This is a genomic window from Streptomyces sp. NPDC104226 (assembly GCF_055584085.1).
The window spans coordinates 48,908-63,851 of record NZ_JBVJMS010000015.1 but is presented as its reverse complement, the minus strand read 5'-3'; the positions used below and the strand labels follow the sequence as shown (position 1 = coordinate 63,851).

Genomic DNA, 14,944 nt, shown 5'->3' with positions numbered 1-14,944 from the left:
TTTGCCGACGGATGTGTAACAAGGGTTAGCGAGGCCATGGCCTGAGGGAATCTCAGCGTCATGAACCACAACGCACCCCTCCCCCTCGCCCACCTCACCGACAACCGCCCCCGCGTGCTGTCGCTGACCCAGCTCCGCGAGCACGGGGTCACCGCCTCCGACGCCGCCGAGCGGGACTGGCAGCAGATCCTGCCGGGGGTGTTCCTGCTCCACTCCGGGACCGCCACGAGCGAGGAGCGGCTGCACGCGGCGCTGCTGTACGCGGGGCGCCGCGGGGACGAGGTCATGATCACCGGGCTGGCCGCCCTCGCCCTGTACCGGTTCTCCTCCGCCCCCGCCCTCCTCGGCCTCCCCCACATCGACGTGCTCGTCCCGAACACCCGGCGGCTGCGCTCCGCCGGACAGGTCCGGATCGTCCGCACGCACACCCCGCCCCGGCCCATGGAGGTCACCGGGCTGCCCGTCGCCCCCGTGGCCCGCGCCGTCGCCGACGCCGTCGCGCAGCTCTCCGACGCCGGTACGGTCCGCCGCATGCTCAGCGAAGCCGTCCGCGGCGGGCACTGCGAACCGGCCGCCGTGGTGCGGGAGCTGACGGTGGCCCGGCTGCTGAACCGCCCGCACGTGGTGGACGCCGTCGAATCGCTGCTCGCCGAGGGCCGGGCCATCGCCGAGGACCGGCTGTACCAGCTCGTACGGGGCTTCGAACTCCCCGAGCCCGTCTGGAACGTGGACCTGCGGCTGCCCGGCGGCCCGCACCTGGGCGGGGTCGACGCGTACTGGCCGGAGCAGGCCGTGGCCGTGGAGATCGACACCCGGGCCCCGCGCCAGGGCGAGGACGAGGCGTGGACGGAGTCCGTCCGCAAGCGGGAGACCCTGGAGCGGTGCGGGGTGACCGTCCTGCACATCACCCCGCGCAAGCTCCGCGACTGGCCCGAGCAGCAGGCCGCGGTCGTACGGACCGCCCTGACGGCGTCCGCCGACCGCGAGCCCGCCGCCTACCTCGTCGTCCTGCCCAGGTGACGGCCCTACTGCGGCGCATTGGCCGGCGGATCGGCCGGCGGATTCGCCGGCGAGTACTCCGGGGTGCTCCACAGCAGCCGCCCAGGGTGCACGCTCTCCACCACCGACTCGATCCGGAACCGGACCCGCCGGTCCCCGCCCGCCCCGAACTCTGGCTCCGCCCGGCCGCTGAGCTGGAGCAGCGCCCCGCTCTCCCAGTCCGGGAACAGCAGTCCGGCCCGCGGGTCCGCCAGCAGGTTCCCCAGCGTCAGGAACATCGCGTTGCCGGCGTAGTCCGGCCAGGCCAGTTCGGTCGGGGACAGCACGTCGACGAAGCCCGGCATCCCGCCCCGGTGGCTCGCGTCGGCCCCGTCCGCCCCCGCGGAGGTGGCGACGAAGAAGGTGTCGGCGGCGCGGACGGCCCGTTCCTGGTCGGGGGTGAGCGCGTCCCCGCGCCGCACGACACCGGCTCCTTCGGCGACGAGCTGGACAGGCTGCCGCTTCTGGAGGTACTTGGGGCAGTTGGCGAAGACCCGCTCCGCCGACAGCGCGAACCCGCCCGCGGTCACTTCCAGGGTTCCGCCCAGCCGCATCCGGCGCCGGGTGCGCGGGTCGAGGGAGATGGTCCCGACCCGGGTGCCGGCGGTGGCCAGCGCCTCGGCGAGCGGATCGCCCTCGGGGATCCCTCCCCTGACCGCGATCCGGTCCGGCCCGGTGGCCCGTACGAACCCGGGGGCGCCGGTCAGCAGTGAGGCCCAGAGCAGGCCCCCGGGATCGGCCGCGCCGACGACCAGGTGCGGCTGCAGCCCCAGGAAGGCCGCCGCCACGTCCTTGATGTGCGGGGTGATGGACCGGCCGACGTGCACCGCGTGCTCGCGGACACCGACCCGCTCCTGGACGGCCAGCGAGCCCCAGTGGTACCCGGACATTAGAAGAACCCGCAGGTCGGGGCCCCAGTGGTGGGAGCCTCGGCGCCTTCGGCGCCGCTCGGCACGGAGATCTCCAGCCGGGTCCCGTCGGGGTCGTGGAAGAAGATCCCGCCTGAGGCCGCCCCTTCGGCGTGGGCGACGACCCCCTCGTAGGCGAAATCGACGCCCAGACCGCGCAGCCGCTCCTCGTACGCCCGGACCTCCTCGATGGCGTCCGCGGAGAGCGCGAGGTGGTGCAGTCCGGCCGCGCCGGGCGCGTAGGCCCCCTCCGCCTGCTGCCACAGGGTGAGCACGAGCTCGCCGCCCTGGCCGAGGAAGGCGAAGCGCCGGTCCTCCTCCTTGCCCTCGCCGAGCAGCTCGAAGCCGAGGCCGTCCCGGTAGAAGACGAGCGAGCGGTCGAGATCCGTGACGTTCAGGCCCACGTGGCCGGTGCGCAGCTTGCTGATGACGGTCGTCACAACGGTTCCTTCCCAAGACTGCTCAGTTCTAACCTTCTAAATTGAGATTAAGGGTTAGAAGATCGGGAGTCAACCGCTCACGTACTCTTGAGGGGTTAGTGCCACGAGGAGGCGACATGACGGCGGCGGAGAAGGCCGTGGACCCACGGCCCCTGACCGGGGAACCGGTGGCCCTGGACCTGCTGAACACCCGGTGGGTCCAGGAGGGCGAGCGCCTGGACCTCTTCGCCGGCGCCTTCGGACTCACCCGCGTCGAAGGGCTCGCGATCTGGCTGGAGAGCGCCGGCCTGGCCGGCCGCTTCCGCGCCGACGCCGCGACCCTGGTCCACCTGCTCACCGCCCGCGAGGCACTGGCCCGCGCGGTGGCGGACCCGGCCGACGAGAGCGCCCGCAGCCTGGTCGACGCCGTCCTGGAGCACGGCCGGATCCGGGCGACCCTGACCGCGGAAGGGCCGGGCGAGCGGACCGAGTTCGACGACCCGACCTGGGGTCCGGCCTGGACGGCCGCCCGCGACTACCTGGAACTGCTGGGCTCCGACCCCGGCCGGATCCGCAGGTGCGCCTCCGAGACCTGCGTGCTGCACTTCCACGACATCTCGCGCAACGGCACCCGGCGCTGGTGCTCGATGTCGGCCTGCGGAAACCGGGCGAAAGCTTCACGCCACTACGCGCGCACGCGCGAGCGCTGAACGCGCCGAAGTTGTCACACCCGATCTGAGACCGGGGACCGCCCGAGCCCTGACGCGCGATCGGGAAGTCTACAAATCCATGTTCCACCCCGAAGGTTCGCACCGGTTCCGTCCGGTACGGGCCTTCTGGCGTATGCCCCGAGCTGGCGGGAGTCCGCCACGGCAGGTATCGGTCCGTGACAACTCTCCCCAAAGAGCTGTCACTTACGCGAGGCTGACCGGTCATCCGGCACCGAAATCCGGACCGTACCTTTCACTTAGCCAGGGATGCTGATGACCCTCGACTCCCCCAGCTCCATATCCGGGGCCCGACGCGCCGCGCGCGTCGCGGCCGCGGCCGGCCTGGTGGCCGCCCTCGCGGCCACCGGCGCCATGCCCGCCTTCGCCGCGACAGGCACGAATGCCCCCGCGCCCAACCCTGCGGTGAAGTCCGCCGACGAGAAGCTCGGCTCGGCCGACGCCGAACTGCTCCAGGAAGCCAAGACCAAGGGCGAGAAGACCGTCACGGTCATGGTCGCGACGGCCCCCGGCGCGACCCAGCAGGTGGCCAAGCAGCTCGACGACGTCCAGGGCGCCTCGGTGGGCCAGACGTACGACAAGCTCGGCTACGTGCGCGCCACCCTGCCGACCGACAAGGCGGAGGCCGCACTGAAGGCGGCCGCCAAGCTGTCCTCCGTGCACGGCATCGACCTGCGGCACGAGATCCAGCTGCCGGACCCCCGTCCGGACGCGGACCGCGAGACGGGGACGGTGAAGCGCACCGCCGCCGAGACCTACCCCGGGCCGGGCAAGAACACCCCGGCGAAGAACCCGTACAACCCGTCCTTCGAGACGGGTGCGCTGGACTTCCTGAAGAAGAACCCGAAGGCCGACGGCCGCGGCGTGACCATCGGCATCATGGACTCGGGCGTCGACCTCGGCCACCCCGCGCTCCAGAAGACCACCACCGGCGAGCGCAAGATCGTCGACTGGGTCACCGCGACCGACCCGATCACCGACAACGACGCCACCTGGCGCGCGCAGATCACCCCGGTCACCGGCGGCACCTTCACCGCGGGCGGCGGCAGCTGGAAGGCTCCCGAGGGTTCGTTCCAGTGGAGCCGCTTCACGGAGTCGATCACCGCCAACGGTGACATGAAGGGCGACGTCAACCGGGACGGGGACACCACCGACCGGTTCGGTCTGCTCTACGACCCGGTCGCCGGGACCGTCCGCGTCGACACCGACCAGGACAACGACTTCACGAACAACGAGCCGATGAAGCCGTACAAGGACGGCTACCAGATCGGCTACTTCGGCACGGACAACCCGGCGACCGAGGTCGCCGAGCGCATCCCGTTCGTGATCGAGATCCGCAAGGACGTCCCGATGGACCCGCTGGGCGGGGACTGGGTCGGCAAGAAGGCCGACTTCGTCAACGTCGGCATCATCGAGTCCGAGCACGGCACGCACGTCGCGGGCATCACCGCCGCCAACGGCCTGTTCGGCGGGGCGATGAACGGCGAGGCGCCCGGCGCCAAGCTCGTCTCCTCGCGCGCCTGTTCCTGGTCCGGCGGCTGCACCAACATCGCGCTGACCGAGGGCATGATCGACCTCGTCGTCAACCGCGGCGTGGACATCGTCAACATGTCGATCGGTGGCCTGCCGGCCCTGAACGACGGCAACAACGCGCGCTCCGAGCTCTACAAGAACCTCATCGACACCTACGGTGTCCAGCTCGTCATCTCGGCGGGCAACGAGGGCCCCGGCATCAACACCATCGGCGACCCCGGTCTCGCGGACAAGGTCATCTCCGTGGGTGCTGCGGTCTCCAAGGAGACCTGGGCGGCCAACTACGGCTCCGGCGTGACCAAGAAGTACAACATGTTCCCCTTCTCCTCCCGCGGCCCGCGCGAGGACGGCGGCTTCACGCCGACGATCACCGCCCCCGGCGCGGCGATCAACACCATCCAGACCTGGCTGCCCGGCGCACCGGTGAAGGAGGCCGGCTACAACCTGCCGGCCGGTTACGGCATGCTCCAGGGCACCTCGATGTCCTCGCCGCAGGCGGCGGGCGCCAGCGCCCTGCTGATCTCGGCCGCCAAGCAGCAGAAGATCGCCCTCACCCCGGCGAACCTGCGCATCGCGCTCACCAGCAGCGCGAAGAAGATCGATGACGTTCCGGCGCACGCCCAGGGCGCGGGCCTGATCAACATCCCCGGCGCGTGGGAGTCCATCCAGCGCGGCGCGAAGGCCAACGAGTTCACCGTCAAGGCCCCGGTCGACACCGCGATCGACCAGTTCCTGAAGACCCCCGGCTTCGGCACCGGCATCTACGACCGCGAGGGCGGCCTGAAGGTCGGCCAGAAGAAGGTCTACGACGTCGTCGTCACCCGCACCACGGGCGTCAAGTACGGCACCTTCCACCAGCTCAGCTGGCGGAACAACGACGGCACGTTCAAGGTCGTCGGCGGCTACGACTACGTCACGCTGCCGCTGAACAAGCCCGTCACCATCAAGGTCGAGGCCAAGGCCAAGACGGCCGGCGTCCACAGCGGCATCCTGCAGCTCGACGACCCCTTCACCGAGGGCGTCGACAAGCAGATCCTCTCCACGGTCGTCGTCTCGACCCCGCTGGCGAAGCCCTCGTACAGCTACTCGGACACCTCCTCCGTGCAGCGCAACAGCCACAAGTCCTACTTCGTGACCGTCCCGGCGGGCGCGAAGACCCTCGAGGTCGCCCTCGGCGGACTCTCGGCGGGCAGCCAGACGCGCTTCATCTCGATCCACCCGTACGGCGTGGGCGTCGAGGACAGCGCGACGACCCAGTGCTACCCGAACTACGACAACCCGGCCAACCAGTGCCGCCCCGACCTGCGTTCGTACCCGAACCCGCAGCCGGGCGTCTGGGAGATCGAGGTCGAGTCGCGCCGTACGTCGCCGCTGCTCGACAACCCGTACAAGCTGGACGTCTCCGTGCTCGGCGCGGCCTTCGACCCCGCGGTCAAGGTCCTGCCCGAGGTCAAGCAGGGCACCCCGGCGCCGGTCCAGTGGACCGTGAAGAACGAGGGGGCCGCCATCTCCGGCGGAAAGCTCCAGGGCGGTCCGCTCGGCTCCGCGAAGGTCGCCAAGCCGACCATCGCCACCGGTGAGACCCACACCACCGAGGTCACGATCGGCGAGGGCGTCTCCCGCCTCGACATCGCGATCGGCAAGGTGTCCGACACCGCCGCCGACCTCGACCTCGACGTGTACAAGGACGGCGTCAAGGTCGGCTCCTCCGCCGACGGCGACTCCGAGGAGGCCGTGAGCCTCGTCAACCCGGCCGCGGGCACCTACACCATCGAGGTGTTCGGCTACGCGATCCCGTCCGGCTCCACCTCGTACGACTACCGCGACGTCTACTACTCGGCCGCCCTGGGCACCGTCCAGGTCGACGAGGCCGCCGCGGTCAACCTCGCCAACGGCGCCTCGGCGACCGTCTCCGCGAACGTGCTGGTCAACAGCGCCGCTCCGGAAGGCCGCCAGTTCTTCGGCGAGGTCAAGCTGCTCAACGCCCGCGGCACCGCCGCCGGCACCGGCAGCGTCCAGATCGAGAAGGTCCTGCCGTAACCCGGTAGGAGCCTGAACACAGCGGGGGCGGTGCTCTGACGAGCACCGCCCCTCCTGTTTCCCCCTCGGGCGCGGGCTACTTCCCCAGCGAGCCCAGGTCCTGGGCGTACGTGCCCACCGCGTGGGCGATCACGTCCAGGTTGGTGTCGAAGGCCTTGAGGTCGATGTTCTTCAGGGTGTCGCCCGCCCCGTGGTAGTTCGGGTCGTACGGGGCCCCTGCCGTGCCGCCGTACCGCGCGGCCTGCTCCGGCGTCTTGAGGCCCTCGGCTCCGGTGAAGGTGCCGCCGGCCGGGATGCCGTTCGCGATGAAGGGGCCGTAGTCGGAGCGGCCGTCGAAGTCGCTGCCCTCGTGCGGCTTGCCCTTCCTGTCGAGGAAGCCGTTGATCAGCGCCTCGATCTGCGCCGAGCCTGCCGGTCCGGCGCCCTCGCCCGTCCGGTCCGAGTCGTCGCCGTCGTAGACGAACTGTGCCGGGTTCGGCGAGGCGATCATGTCGAAGTTCAGGTAGAGCGCGATGTCCTTCTTCTGCCGCTCCGACAGCTGCGCCACGTAGTGCTCGGAGCCCAGCAGGCCGAGCTCCTCCGCCGACCACCAGGCGAAGCGGACCTTGTTGGCGGTCTGCTTGCCCTTGCCCTTCTTGTTGGCGCCCTCGTCGGCGAGCCTCAGGGCCACCTCCAGCAGGCCGGCCGAGCCGGAGCCGTTGTCGTTGATGCCCGGACCCTCGGGGACCGAGTCCAGGTGGGATCCGACGGTGACCACGCGGTCGGCGCGCCCGCCCCGGGTCTCGGCGATCACATTGCGCGTGGTCTTCTTCACGTGCTCCTGGTCCAGCTCCAGCCGCACGCTCACCTCGCCCTTCGCCGCGGCCGCGGTCAGCGCCTCCCCGTCGGCGAGGGTGATGCCTGCGCTGGGGATGATCCCCTCGGCGGGCGAGGAGAAGCTGCCGTGGACCGGGGCGGTCCCGCTGTGGTTGTAGACGATCACGCCGATCGCGCCCGCCGCGGCGGCGGCCCGCTGCTTCTCCACGAAGGTGCAGGTGCCGCGCTTGACCAGGGCGATCTTCCCGGCGAAGGCGCCCGCCGCGTAGTCGTCGGCGTCGCAGCCGGGGCTCTCGTCGACCCGGGCGAGGGCGAGCGCGGCGGTCAGGCCGCCTGCCGGGGTCGACCGGGTGAAGGTGAAGGCGGCCGTGGCCAGCTCCCGGGGCTCCACGCCGAGGACCGTGGTCCTCTCCGTCCTCGTGTGTGCGTCGTAGATGTCGAAGTCCTGGTACGAGACCTGGTACCCGGCCTTCTTCAGGGTGTCGTGGACGTAGGCGGCGGAGGCCGCGTGGCCGGGCGTGCCGGCGGCGCGGTTGCCGCCGTTGGCGTCGGCGATCTGCTGGAACTTCGCCAGGTGGCGGTAGGCGCCGCGGACGGTGACCTCCTCCACCAGCTCCTTGGCCAGTCGGCCCTCGCGCGGGTGGGCGGCGGCCGGCGTGGCGGCGAGCAGGACGGGTGCGGCTACGGCGGCGGCCGCGAGGGCGGCGAGCGCCGGTATGGACCGGCGGCGGTGGCGGATGGCGCGCACGGTGTTCTCCCCGAGTTCGAAGTACGGAACGCCCGTCCGGATTACGGACGCGACAGATCGGACCGTATCCGGCTTCGACCAGGCGAAACGCCCATCGGGCGGCGGTGCAACACGCCCGCCACGGAGTTGTCACGCGGGTTCACAGGAAGAACACCGTCCGCTCCTCGGACAATGGATTGGACAAGGCTCGTGGGGTCGAACGCATGATGGCTTCACGCGCGCCCGCGTCGTACGCAACAAGAGGAGTCACCGTGAGGGTCGGAATCGTCGGAGCCACCGGACAGGTCGGCGGAGTCATGCGCGGCATCCTGGCCGAGCGCAAGTTCCCGGTGGACGAGCTGCGGCTGTTCGCCTCGGCCCGTTCGGCCGGCTCCACCCTCGAGTGGGAGGGCCGGGAGATCACCATCGAGGACGCCTCCACGGCCGACTACTCCGGCCTGGACATCGTGCTCTTCTCCGCGGGCGGCGCCACCTCCAAGGCCCTCGCCGAGAAGGTCGCCTCGCAGGGTGCCGTCGTGATCGACAACTCCTCCGCCTGGCGCCGCGACCCCGAGGTCCCCCTCGTCGTCTCCGAGGTCAACCCGCACGCGATCAAGAACCGCCCCAAGGGCATCATCGCGAACCCGAACTGCACCACGATGGCCGCGATGCCGGTGCTGCGCCCCCTGCACGACGAGGCCGGTCTGACCGCGCTGGTCGCCACCACCTACCAGGCCGTGTCCGGCTCGGGCCTGGCGGGCGTCGCCGAGCTCAAGGGCCAGGCCTGCGCCGTCTCCGAGGCCGCCGACCAGCTGACCTTCGACGGCGACGCCGTGGAGTTCCCCGAGCCGCAGGTCTACAAGCGCCCGATCGCCTACAACGTGGTCCCGCTCGCGGGCTCCATCGTCGACGACGGCTCCTTCGAGACCGACGAGGAGCAGAAGCTCCGCAACGAGTCCCGCAAGATCCTGGAGATCCCGGAGCTCAAGGTCTCGGGCACCTGCGTGCGCGTGCCGGTCTTCGCGGGCCACTCCCTCCAGGTCAACGTCCGCTTCGACCGTCCGCTGAGCGTCGAGCGCGCCTACGAGCTGCTGAAGGACGCCCCGGGCGTCGAGCTCTCGGAGATCCCGACCCCGCTGCAGGCCGCCGGCAAGGACGCCTCGTACGTGGGCCGCATCCGCGTCGACGAGACCGCCGAGAACGGCCTGGCGCTGTTCCTCTCCAACGACAACCTCCGCAAGGGCGCCGCGCTGAACGCGGTCCAGATCGCGGAGCTGGTCGCGGAGGAGCTGCGCGGCTGATCCCGCCCGCACGGACGGAGGGCGGCACCGTGACGGTGCCGCCCTCCGGCGTTCCCCAGGGGGCTCAGGGCCGGCGGACCTCGTAGAGGTAGCAGCCGAATTCGGCCGAGCGGACGTGGACGAGCGCGGTCCGGGGGTCCTCGAAGGCCTCCGCCAGCGCCTGCCCGACCACCGCGTCCGGGTCCTCGGCGAGGTCGAGCACCCGCCCGCCGAGGATGTGGCCCGCCGCGTCGTAGCGGCGGGCCGTGCGCAGGGCGCCCGGGTGGGCGAAGGGGAGGCCGGACTCCGGGTCCGGTCCGCCGCAGTCGGCGGCGTGGACGAAGACCGGGCCCTGCTCGTCGTAGGCCCCGGGGTCGGCGCCGGTCGCGGCGGCCCAGCGGCGCAGCGGGGCGTACGAGACGAGGGCGATCCGCTCTCCGGGGACGCTGCGGCGCAGGCAGCAGCGCAGCGGGGCGCCGCCCTCCGGGTCCTCGTACGGGGTGCAGGGCCGCCCGGCATCGTCGAGGCTGCGCAGGCGGTCGAGGACGGGAGGGGCGATGGGGAGCACGGTGTGGTGGGTGGTCATGAGGTCCAGAGTGGGCCCGGCGGACCGGTCGGAGCTGGCGGAAATCGGACGTCGCGTTTCGCCCGTGGATGACTCCGGCCCGGTGGCGCGGCCCGCGTGGAAGGATGGGCCGGAACGTCACCATCGAAGGAGATGACCGCGTGCCAGGCACGAATCTGACCCGTGAAGAGGCTCAGCAGCGGGCAAAGCTGCTCAGTGTCGACTCGTACGAGATCGAACTCGATCTCAGCGGCGCGCAGGAGGGCGGCACGTACCCCTCCGTGACCACCGTGCGCTTCCAGTCCGCCGAGGCAGGCGCCGAGACCTTCATCGACCTGGTCGCGCCGGCCGTGCACGAGGTCGTCCTCAACGGCAAGTCGCTCGACGTGGCCGCCGTCTTCCGGGATTCCCGGATCGCGCTCGCGCACCTCGCCGCCGGGGACAACGAGCTGCGCGTCGTCGCCGACTGCGCCTACACCAACACCGGTGAGGGTCTGCACCGCTTCGTCGACCCGGTCGACGAGCAGGCGTACCTGTACACCCAGTTCGAGGTCCCGGACGCGCGCCGGGTGTTCGCGAGCTTCGAGCAGCCCGACCTGAAGGCGACGTTCCGGTTCACCGTGACGGCTCCCGCGGGCTGGACGGTCATCTCGAACTCCCCGACGCCCGAGGTGCCCGCCGACAACGTCTGGCGCTTCGAGCCCACCCCGCGCATCTCCACGTACATCACGGCCCTGATCGTCGGCCCGTACCACGCGGTGCACAGCTCCTACGAGGGCGCGGACGGGCAGTCCGTCCCGCTCGGCATCTACTGCCGTCCCTCGCTCGCCGAGTTCCTCGACGCCGACGAGATCTTCGACGTGACCCGGCAGGGCTTCACCTGGTTCCAGGAGAAGTTCGCGTACGACTACCCCTTCGCGAAGTACGACCAGCTCTTCGTGCCGGAGTTCAACGCGGGCGCGATGGAGAACGCGGGCGCGGTCACCATCCGCGACCAGTACGTCTTCCGCTCGAAGGTGACGGACGCGGCGTACGAGACCCGCGCCGAGACCATCCTGCACGAGCTCGCCCACATGTGGTTCGGCGACCTCGTCACCATGGAGTGGTGGAACGACCTGTGGCTGAACGAGTCGTTCGCTACCTACACCTCCATCGCCTGCCAGGCGTACGCGGAGGGATCGAAGTGGCCGCACGCCTGGACCTCCTTCGCCAACTCCATGAAGACCTGGGCGTACCGGCAGGACCAGCTGCCCTCCACGCACCCGATCATGGCCGACATCCGTGACCTGGACGACGTCCTGGTCAACTTCGACGGCATCACGTACGCCAAGGGCGCCTCGGTGCTCAAGCAGCTCGTGGCCTACGTCGGCCAGGACGCCTTCTTCAAGGGCGTGCAGGCGTACTTCAAGGCGCACGCCTTCGGGAACACGCGCCTGTCGGACCTGCTGGGCGCGCTGGAGGAGACCTCCGGCCGCGATCTGACCGCCTGGTCGAAGGCGTGGCTGGAGACGGCCGGCATCAACATCCTGCGCCCGGAGATCGAGACGGACGAGAACGGCGCCATCACCTCCTTCGCCATCCGCCAGGAGGCTCCCGCGCTGCCCGCCGGCGCCAAGGGCGAGCCCGTCCTGCGCCCGCACCGCATCGCGGTCGGCCTGTACGAGCTGACCGACGGCAAGCTGGTGCGCGGCGACCGGATCGAGCTGGACATCGACGGCGACCTGACCGCGGTGCCGGAGCTGATCGGCCGGACCCGTCCGGCCGTGGTCCTGCTCAACGACGACGACCTGTCGTACGCCAAGGTCCGCCTCGACGAGGTGTCGCTCGCCAACGTCACCGCGCACCTCGGCGACTTCACCGAGTCGCTGCCGCGCGCGCTGTGCTGGGCCTCGGCCTGGGACATGACCCGCGACGGCGAACTGGCCACCCGCGACTACCTCGCCCTCGTCCTGTCGGGCATCGGCAAGGAGTCGGACATCGGCGTCGTCCAGTCGCTGCACCGCCAGGTCAAGCTGGCCGTGGACCTGTACGCCGACCCGGCGTGGCGCGAGCAGGGCCTGGCCCGCTGGACTGAGGCCTCGCTGGAGCACCTGCGGGCGGCCGAGCCGGGCAGCGACCATCAGCTGGCGTGGGCCCGCGCCTTCGCGGCGACGGCCCGCACCGAGGAGCAGCTGACCTACCTGGCGGCGCTGCTGGACGGCTCGGCCGAGGTCAAGGGTCTGGCCGTGGACACCGAGCTGCGCTGGGCGTTCCTGGAGCGGCTGGTCGCCACGGGCGTCGCCGACGAGGCGGCCGTCGCGGCCGAGCTGGAGCGGGACAAGACCGCGGCGGGTGAGCGGCACGCGGCGACCGCCCGTGCGGCGCGTCCGACGGCGGAGGCCAAGGCGGAGGCGTGGGCCTCCGTCGTCGAGGGCGACTCGCTGCCGAACGCGGTGCAGGAGGCGGTGATCGGGGGCTTCGTCCAGACCGACCAGCGCGAGCTCCTCGCGGCGTACACGGCGAAGTACTTCGCCGTGGTCAAGGAGGTCTGGGAGACCCGCAGCCACGAGATCGCCCAGCAGATCGCGGTGGGGCTCTACCCGTCCCTCCAGGTCTCCGCGGAGACCCTCGCGGCGACGGACGCGTGGCTGGGCTCGGCCGAGCCCAACGCTGCGCTGCGCCGGCTGGTCTCGGAGTCGCGCTCCGGGGTCGAGCGTGCGCTGCGCGCTCAGGCGGCCGACGCGGCTGCCGCAGCCCAGGGCTGACCGGAGCCCGCTCCGCGGGGCCGGGCGGTGCCGGATGTTCCGGCCCCGCCCGGCCCCGGCCCGTCCCTGCGGGGCTGTCCCCTACCCGCCCTTCCACCGTTCCCCGGGCTCCGCCCGGACCCCGTTGCCGCGTGCGGCGCCGTTCCCGGGGGCCGGCCCCCGGACCCCCGCTCCTCAAACGCCGGAGGGGCTGGATACATCCAGCCTCGCCGGCGTTTGAGGCGCGGGGTCCGGGGCGGAGCCCCGGGGAACGGTGGAAGGGCGGGTAGGGGACTTCGCCCCGCAGGGCACGCCCGCCCCCGGCGACGGCTACGGACGGGTGGCGGCGACGGAACGCAGCGCCGCCAGGACGTGTGCCACCGCGGGGGCCGATTCCGAGCCGCGGCGCAGGGCCGCGATGACGTGCCGGGTGGGGCGGTCGTGGGGGAGGTCCCGGACGGCGACCCCCGCGGCACGGCTCGCCACCATGCGCGGGACCAGGGCAACGCCCATGCCCGCCTCGACCATGGCGAGGATCGCCGTCCAGCCGGAGGCCGAGTGGGCCTGTTCGGGGACGAAGCCCGCCGCCTCGCACGCGGTGCGGGTGATCTCCGACCAGGGCCCGGAGCCGCCGTAGATCCACGGATCCCCGGACAGGTCGGCGAGCCGCAGCTCCGCGGCCGAGGCCAGCGCGTGGTCCGGGGGCAGGGCCACGTCGAGGGGGTCCTCCAGCAGGGTCCGCCGGGTGAAGCGGGGATCGCGGGCGGTCGGGGCGTGCGCGGCGAGGGAGAGCGCGAGGTCGACGACCCCGGCGGACAGCAGCTCGTAGGACTCGGCCGCCTCGGTCTCCCGTACGCGGACCTCCACGCCGGGGTGCGAGCGCCTCAGGGCGGCGACCGCCGGGACCACGAGGGCCGGTACGGCGGTGGAGAAGGCGCCGATCCGCACCTCCCCCGCCTCCCCCGCGAGGTATCCGGTCAGTTCCGCATCGGCCCGCTCCAGCTGCGCGAACACGGCTTCCGCGTGCCGTAGGACGAGGTGTGCGGCGTCGGTGAGCCGGACCCGGCGGCCCTGGGCCTCCAGCAGCGGGACGCCCAGCGCCTTGGCCAGGTTGGTCAGTTGCTGCGAAACGGCCGAGGGCGTCATGTGCAGCGCCTCGGCCGTCGCGGTCACGGTCCCCTGTTCGGCGAGGGTCCGCAGGATCCGCAGCTTCTTGATGTCCCACTCGATCATGGGACCGAACTTACCGCCGGGCACCCAGACCCACGCCGCCCAGGATCAGCGCCATGCAGAGGAGTTGCGTGGGGCCGGTCGTCTCGCCGAGGAGCAGCAGGCCGAGGCCCGCGACGCAGACCGGCTGGAGGTAGTAGACGACTCCGGCGCGGGCGGCGCCGATGATCGTGACGGCCTTGTTCCAGGCGAAGAAGGCGACGGCGGAGGAGAACACGCCGACGTACAGGAGCATTCCGGCGGTGGAGGGGGTGACCTGGAAGCCGCCCTGGACTCCGACGGAGACGGCGTAGGCGGGGGCGAGCATCAGGGCGCCGAGGACGAAGGTGGTGAGCAGGAAGGCGAGTCCGCCCAGTTCGGCGGGCTTGCGCTTGAGGAGCGCACTGTACGTGGCGAAGGACAGGGCGGCGCCGAACATCCACAGGTCGCCGGCGGCGAAGTCGAAGCGGATCGATCCCTTGCCGACCAGGAGGAGCACGCCGAGGGCTGCGAGGGTCAGGCCGAAGGTGCGCCGGGCACCGAGCTTCTCACCGCCGAGCCGGGCGTAGAGGGCCATGATGACCGGCGAGGCGGCCATGATCATGCCCATGTTGGAGGCGGAGGTGGTCAGTCCGGCCTGGTGGACGAGCGTGTTGTAGAGGGTGACGCCGAAGAGGGTGGCCAGGGCGATGTAGCCGAAGTGGCCCCGGATCAGGGCCCGCTGCTGCCAGGCCTGCCGGGCGGCGAAGGGGGCGACGGCGACGGTGGCGATCACCCAGCGCCAGAAGACGGCCTGGACGGGCGGGATGCTGTCGGCCATGCCGCGGGTGGCGACGAAGCTGCCGGACCAGACGACCGTCGCGAGCAGGGCGAGGAGGACGCCGAGGCCGGCGGCCCCCTTCTTCGCCTTGCCGGGTGCTGCTTCCTGCGGGACGGTGCGGACTCGGTCCATGACGGC

11 protein-coding genes are annotated in these 14,944 nt (G+C 71.7%); 5 read left to right on the top strand and 6 right to left on the bottom strand.

Features of this window, described 5'->3' with window-relative positions; translation table 11 throughout:
* Positions 1-60 precede the first annotated feature (60 nt).
* Positions 61-1,020 (top strand): hypothetical protein, encoded by a 960-nt coding sequence (locus ACZ60J_RS35870; protein ID WP_469688372.1) that lies wholly within the window; start codon positions 61-63, stop codon positions 1,018-1,020.
* 5 nt (positions 1,021-1,025) lie between these two features.
* Here the strand turns inward: ACZ60J_RS35870 and ACZ60J_RS35865 are convergent, their stop codons facing one another.
* Both ACZ60J_RS35865 and ACZ60J_RS35860 read right to left on the bottom strand, forming a co-directional pair.
* Entirely contained in the window at positions 1,026-1,928 is a 903-nt protein-coding gene (locus tag ACZ60J_RS35865; RefSeq protein WP_469688371.1) for a pyridoxamine 5'-phosphate oxidase family protein, read from the bottom strand.
* Entirely contained in the window at positions 1,928-2,386 is a 459-nt protein-coding gene (locus ACZ60J_RS35860; protein WP_469688370.1) for a VOC family protein, read from the bottom strand. Before ACZ60J_RS35860 ends, ACZ60J_RS35865 begins: the two co-directional genes overlap by 1 nt.
* 116 nt (positions 2,387-2,502) lie before the next feature.
* On the opposite strand from ACZ60J_RS35860, the gene ACZ60J_RS35855 reads away from it, so the two are divergent.
* Together ACZ60J_RS35855 and ACZ60J_RS35850 are read left to right on the top strand one after the other, a co-directional pair.
* Positions 2,503-3,075 (top strand): CGNR zinc finger domain-containing protein, encoded by a 573-nt coding sequence (locus tag ACZ60J_RS35855; RefSeq protein ID WP_469688369.1) that lies wholly within the window; start codon positions 2,503-2,505, stop codon positions 3,073-3,075.
* Between the two features lie 273 nt (positions 3,076-3,348).
* Entirely contained in the window at positions 3,349-6,666 is a 3,318-nt protein-coding gene (locus ACZ60J_RS35850; protein ID WP_469688368.1) for a S8 family serine peptidase, read from the top strand.
* Between the two features lie 76 nt (positions 6,667-6,742).
* Here the strand turns inward: ACZ60J_RS35850 and ACZ60J_RS35845 are convergent, their stop codons facing one another.
* Entirely contained in the window at positions 6,743-8,230 is a 1,488-nt protein-coding gene (locus ACZ60J_RS35845; protein WP_469688367.1) for a M28 family metallopeptidase, read from the bottom strand.
* A gap of 251 nt (positions 8,231-8,481) precedes the next feature.
* Between ACZ60J_RS35845 and ACZ60J_RS35840 the strand changes: the two genes are divergently transcribed.
* The gene (locus tag ACZ60J_RS35840; protein ID WP_469688366.1) at positions 8,482-9,510 is read left to right on the top strand and encodes an aspartate-semialdehyde dehydrogenase; all 1,029 of its coding nucleotides are present in this window, start codon (positions 8,482-8,484) and stop codon (positions 9,508-9,510) included.
* A 64-nt stretch (positions 9,511-9,574) separates the two neighbouring features.
* Here ACZ60J_RS35840 and ACZ60J_RS35835 read toward each other — a convergent pair whose 3' ends face one another.
* Positions 9,575-10,075, bottom strand: coding sequence for a DUF1203 domain-containing protein (locus tag ACZ60J_RS35835; RefSeq protein ID WP_469688365.1), 501 nt, complete (start codon positions 10,073-10,075; stop codon positions 9,575-9,577).
* 140 nt (positions 10,076-10,215) lie between these two features.
* Here ACZ60J_RS35835 and pepN point away from each other — a divergent pair, with 140 nt between their 5' ends.
* Complete coding sequence (pepN, locus tag ACZ60J_RS35830) at positions 10,216-12,798, top strand: aminopeptidase N (protein ID WP_469688364.1); 2,583 nt, start codon at positions 10,216-10,218, stop codon at positions 12,796-12,798.
* Between the two features lie 309 nt (positions 12,799-13,107).
* Here the strand turns inward: pepN and ACZ60J_RS35825 are convergent, their stop codons facing one another.
* Complete coding sequence (locus tag ACZ60J_RS35825; RefSeq protein WP_469688363.1) at positions 13,108-14,010, bottom strand: LysR family transcriptional regulator; 903 nt, start codon at positions 14,008-14,010, stop codon at positions 13,108-13,110.
* A 10-nt stretch (positions 14,011-14,020) separates the two neighbouring features.
* Positions 14,021-14,938, bottom strand: a complete 918-nt coding sequence (locus ACZ60J_RS35820; RefSeq protein ID WP_469688362.1) for a DMT family transporter — start codon at positions 14,936-14,938, stop codon at positions 14,021-14,023.
* Positions 14,939-14,944 lie beyond the last annotated feature (6 nt).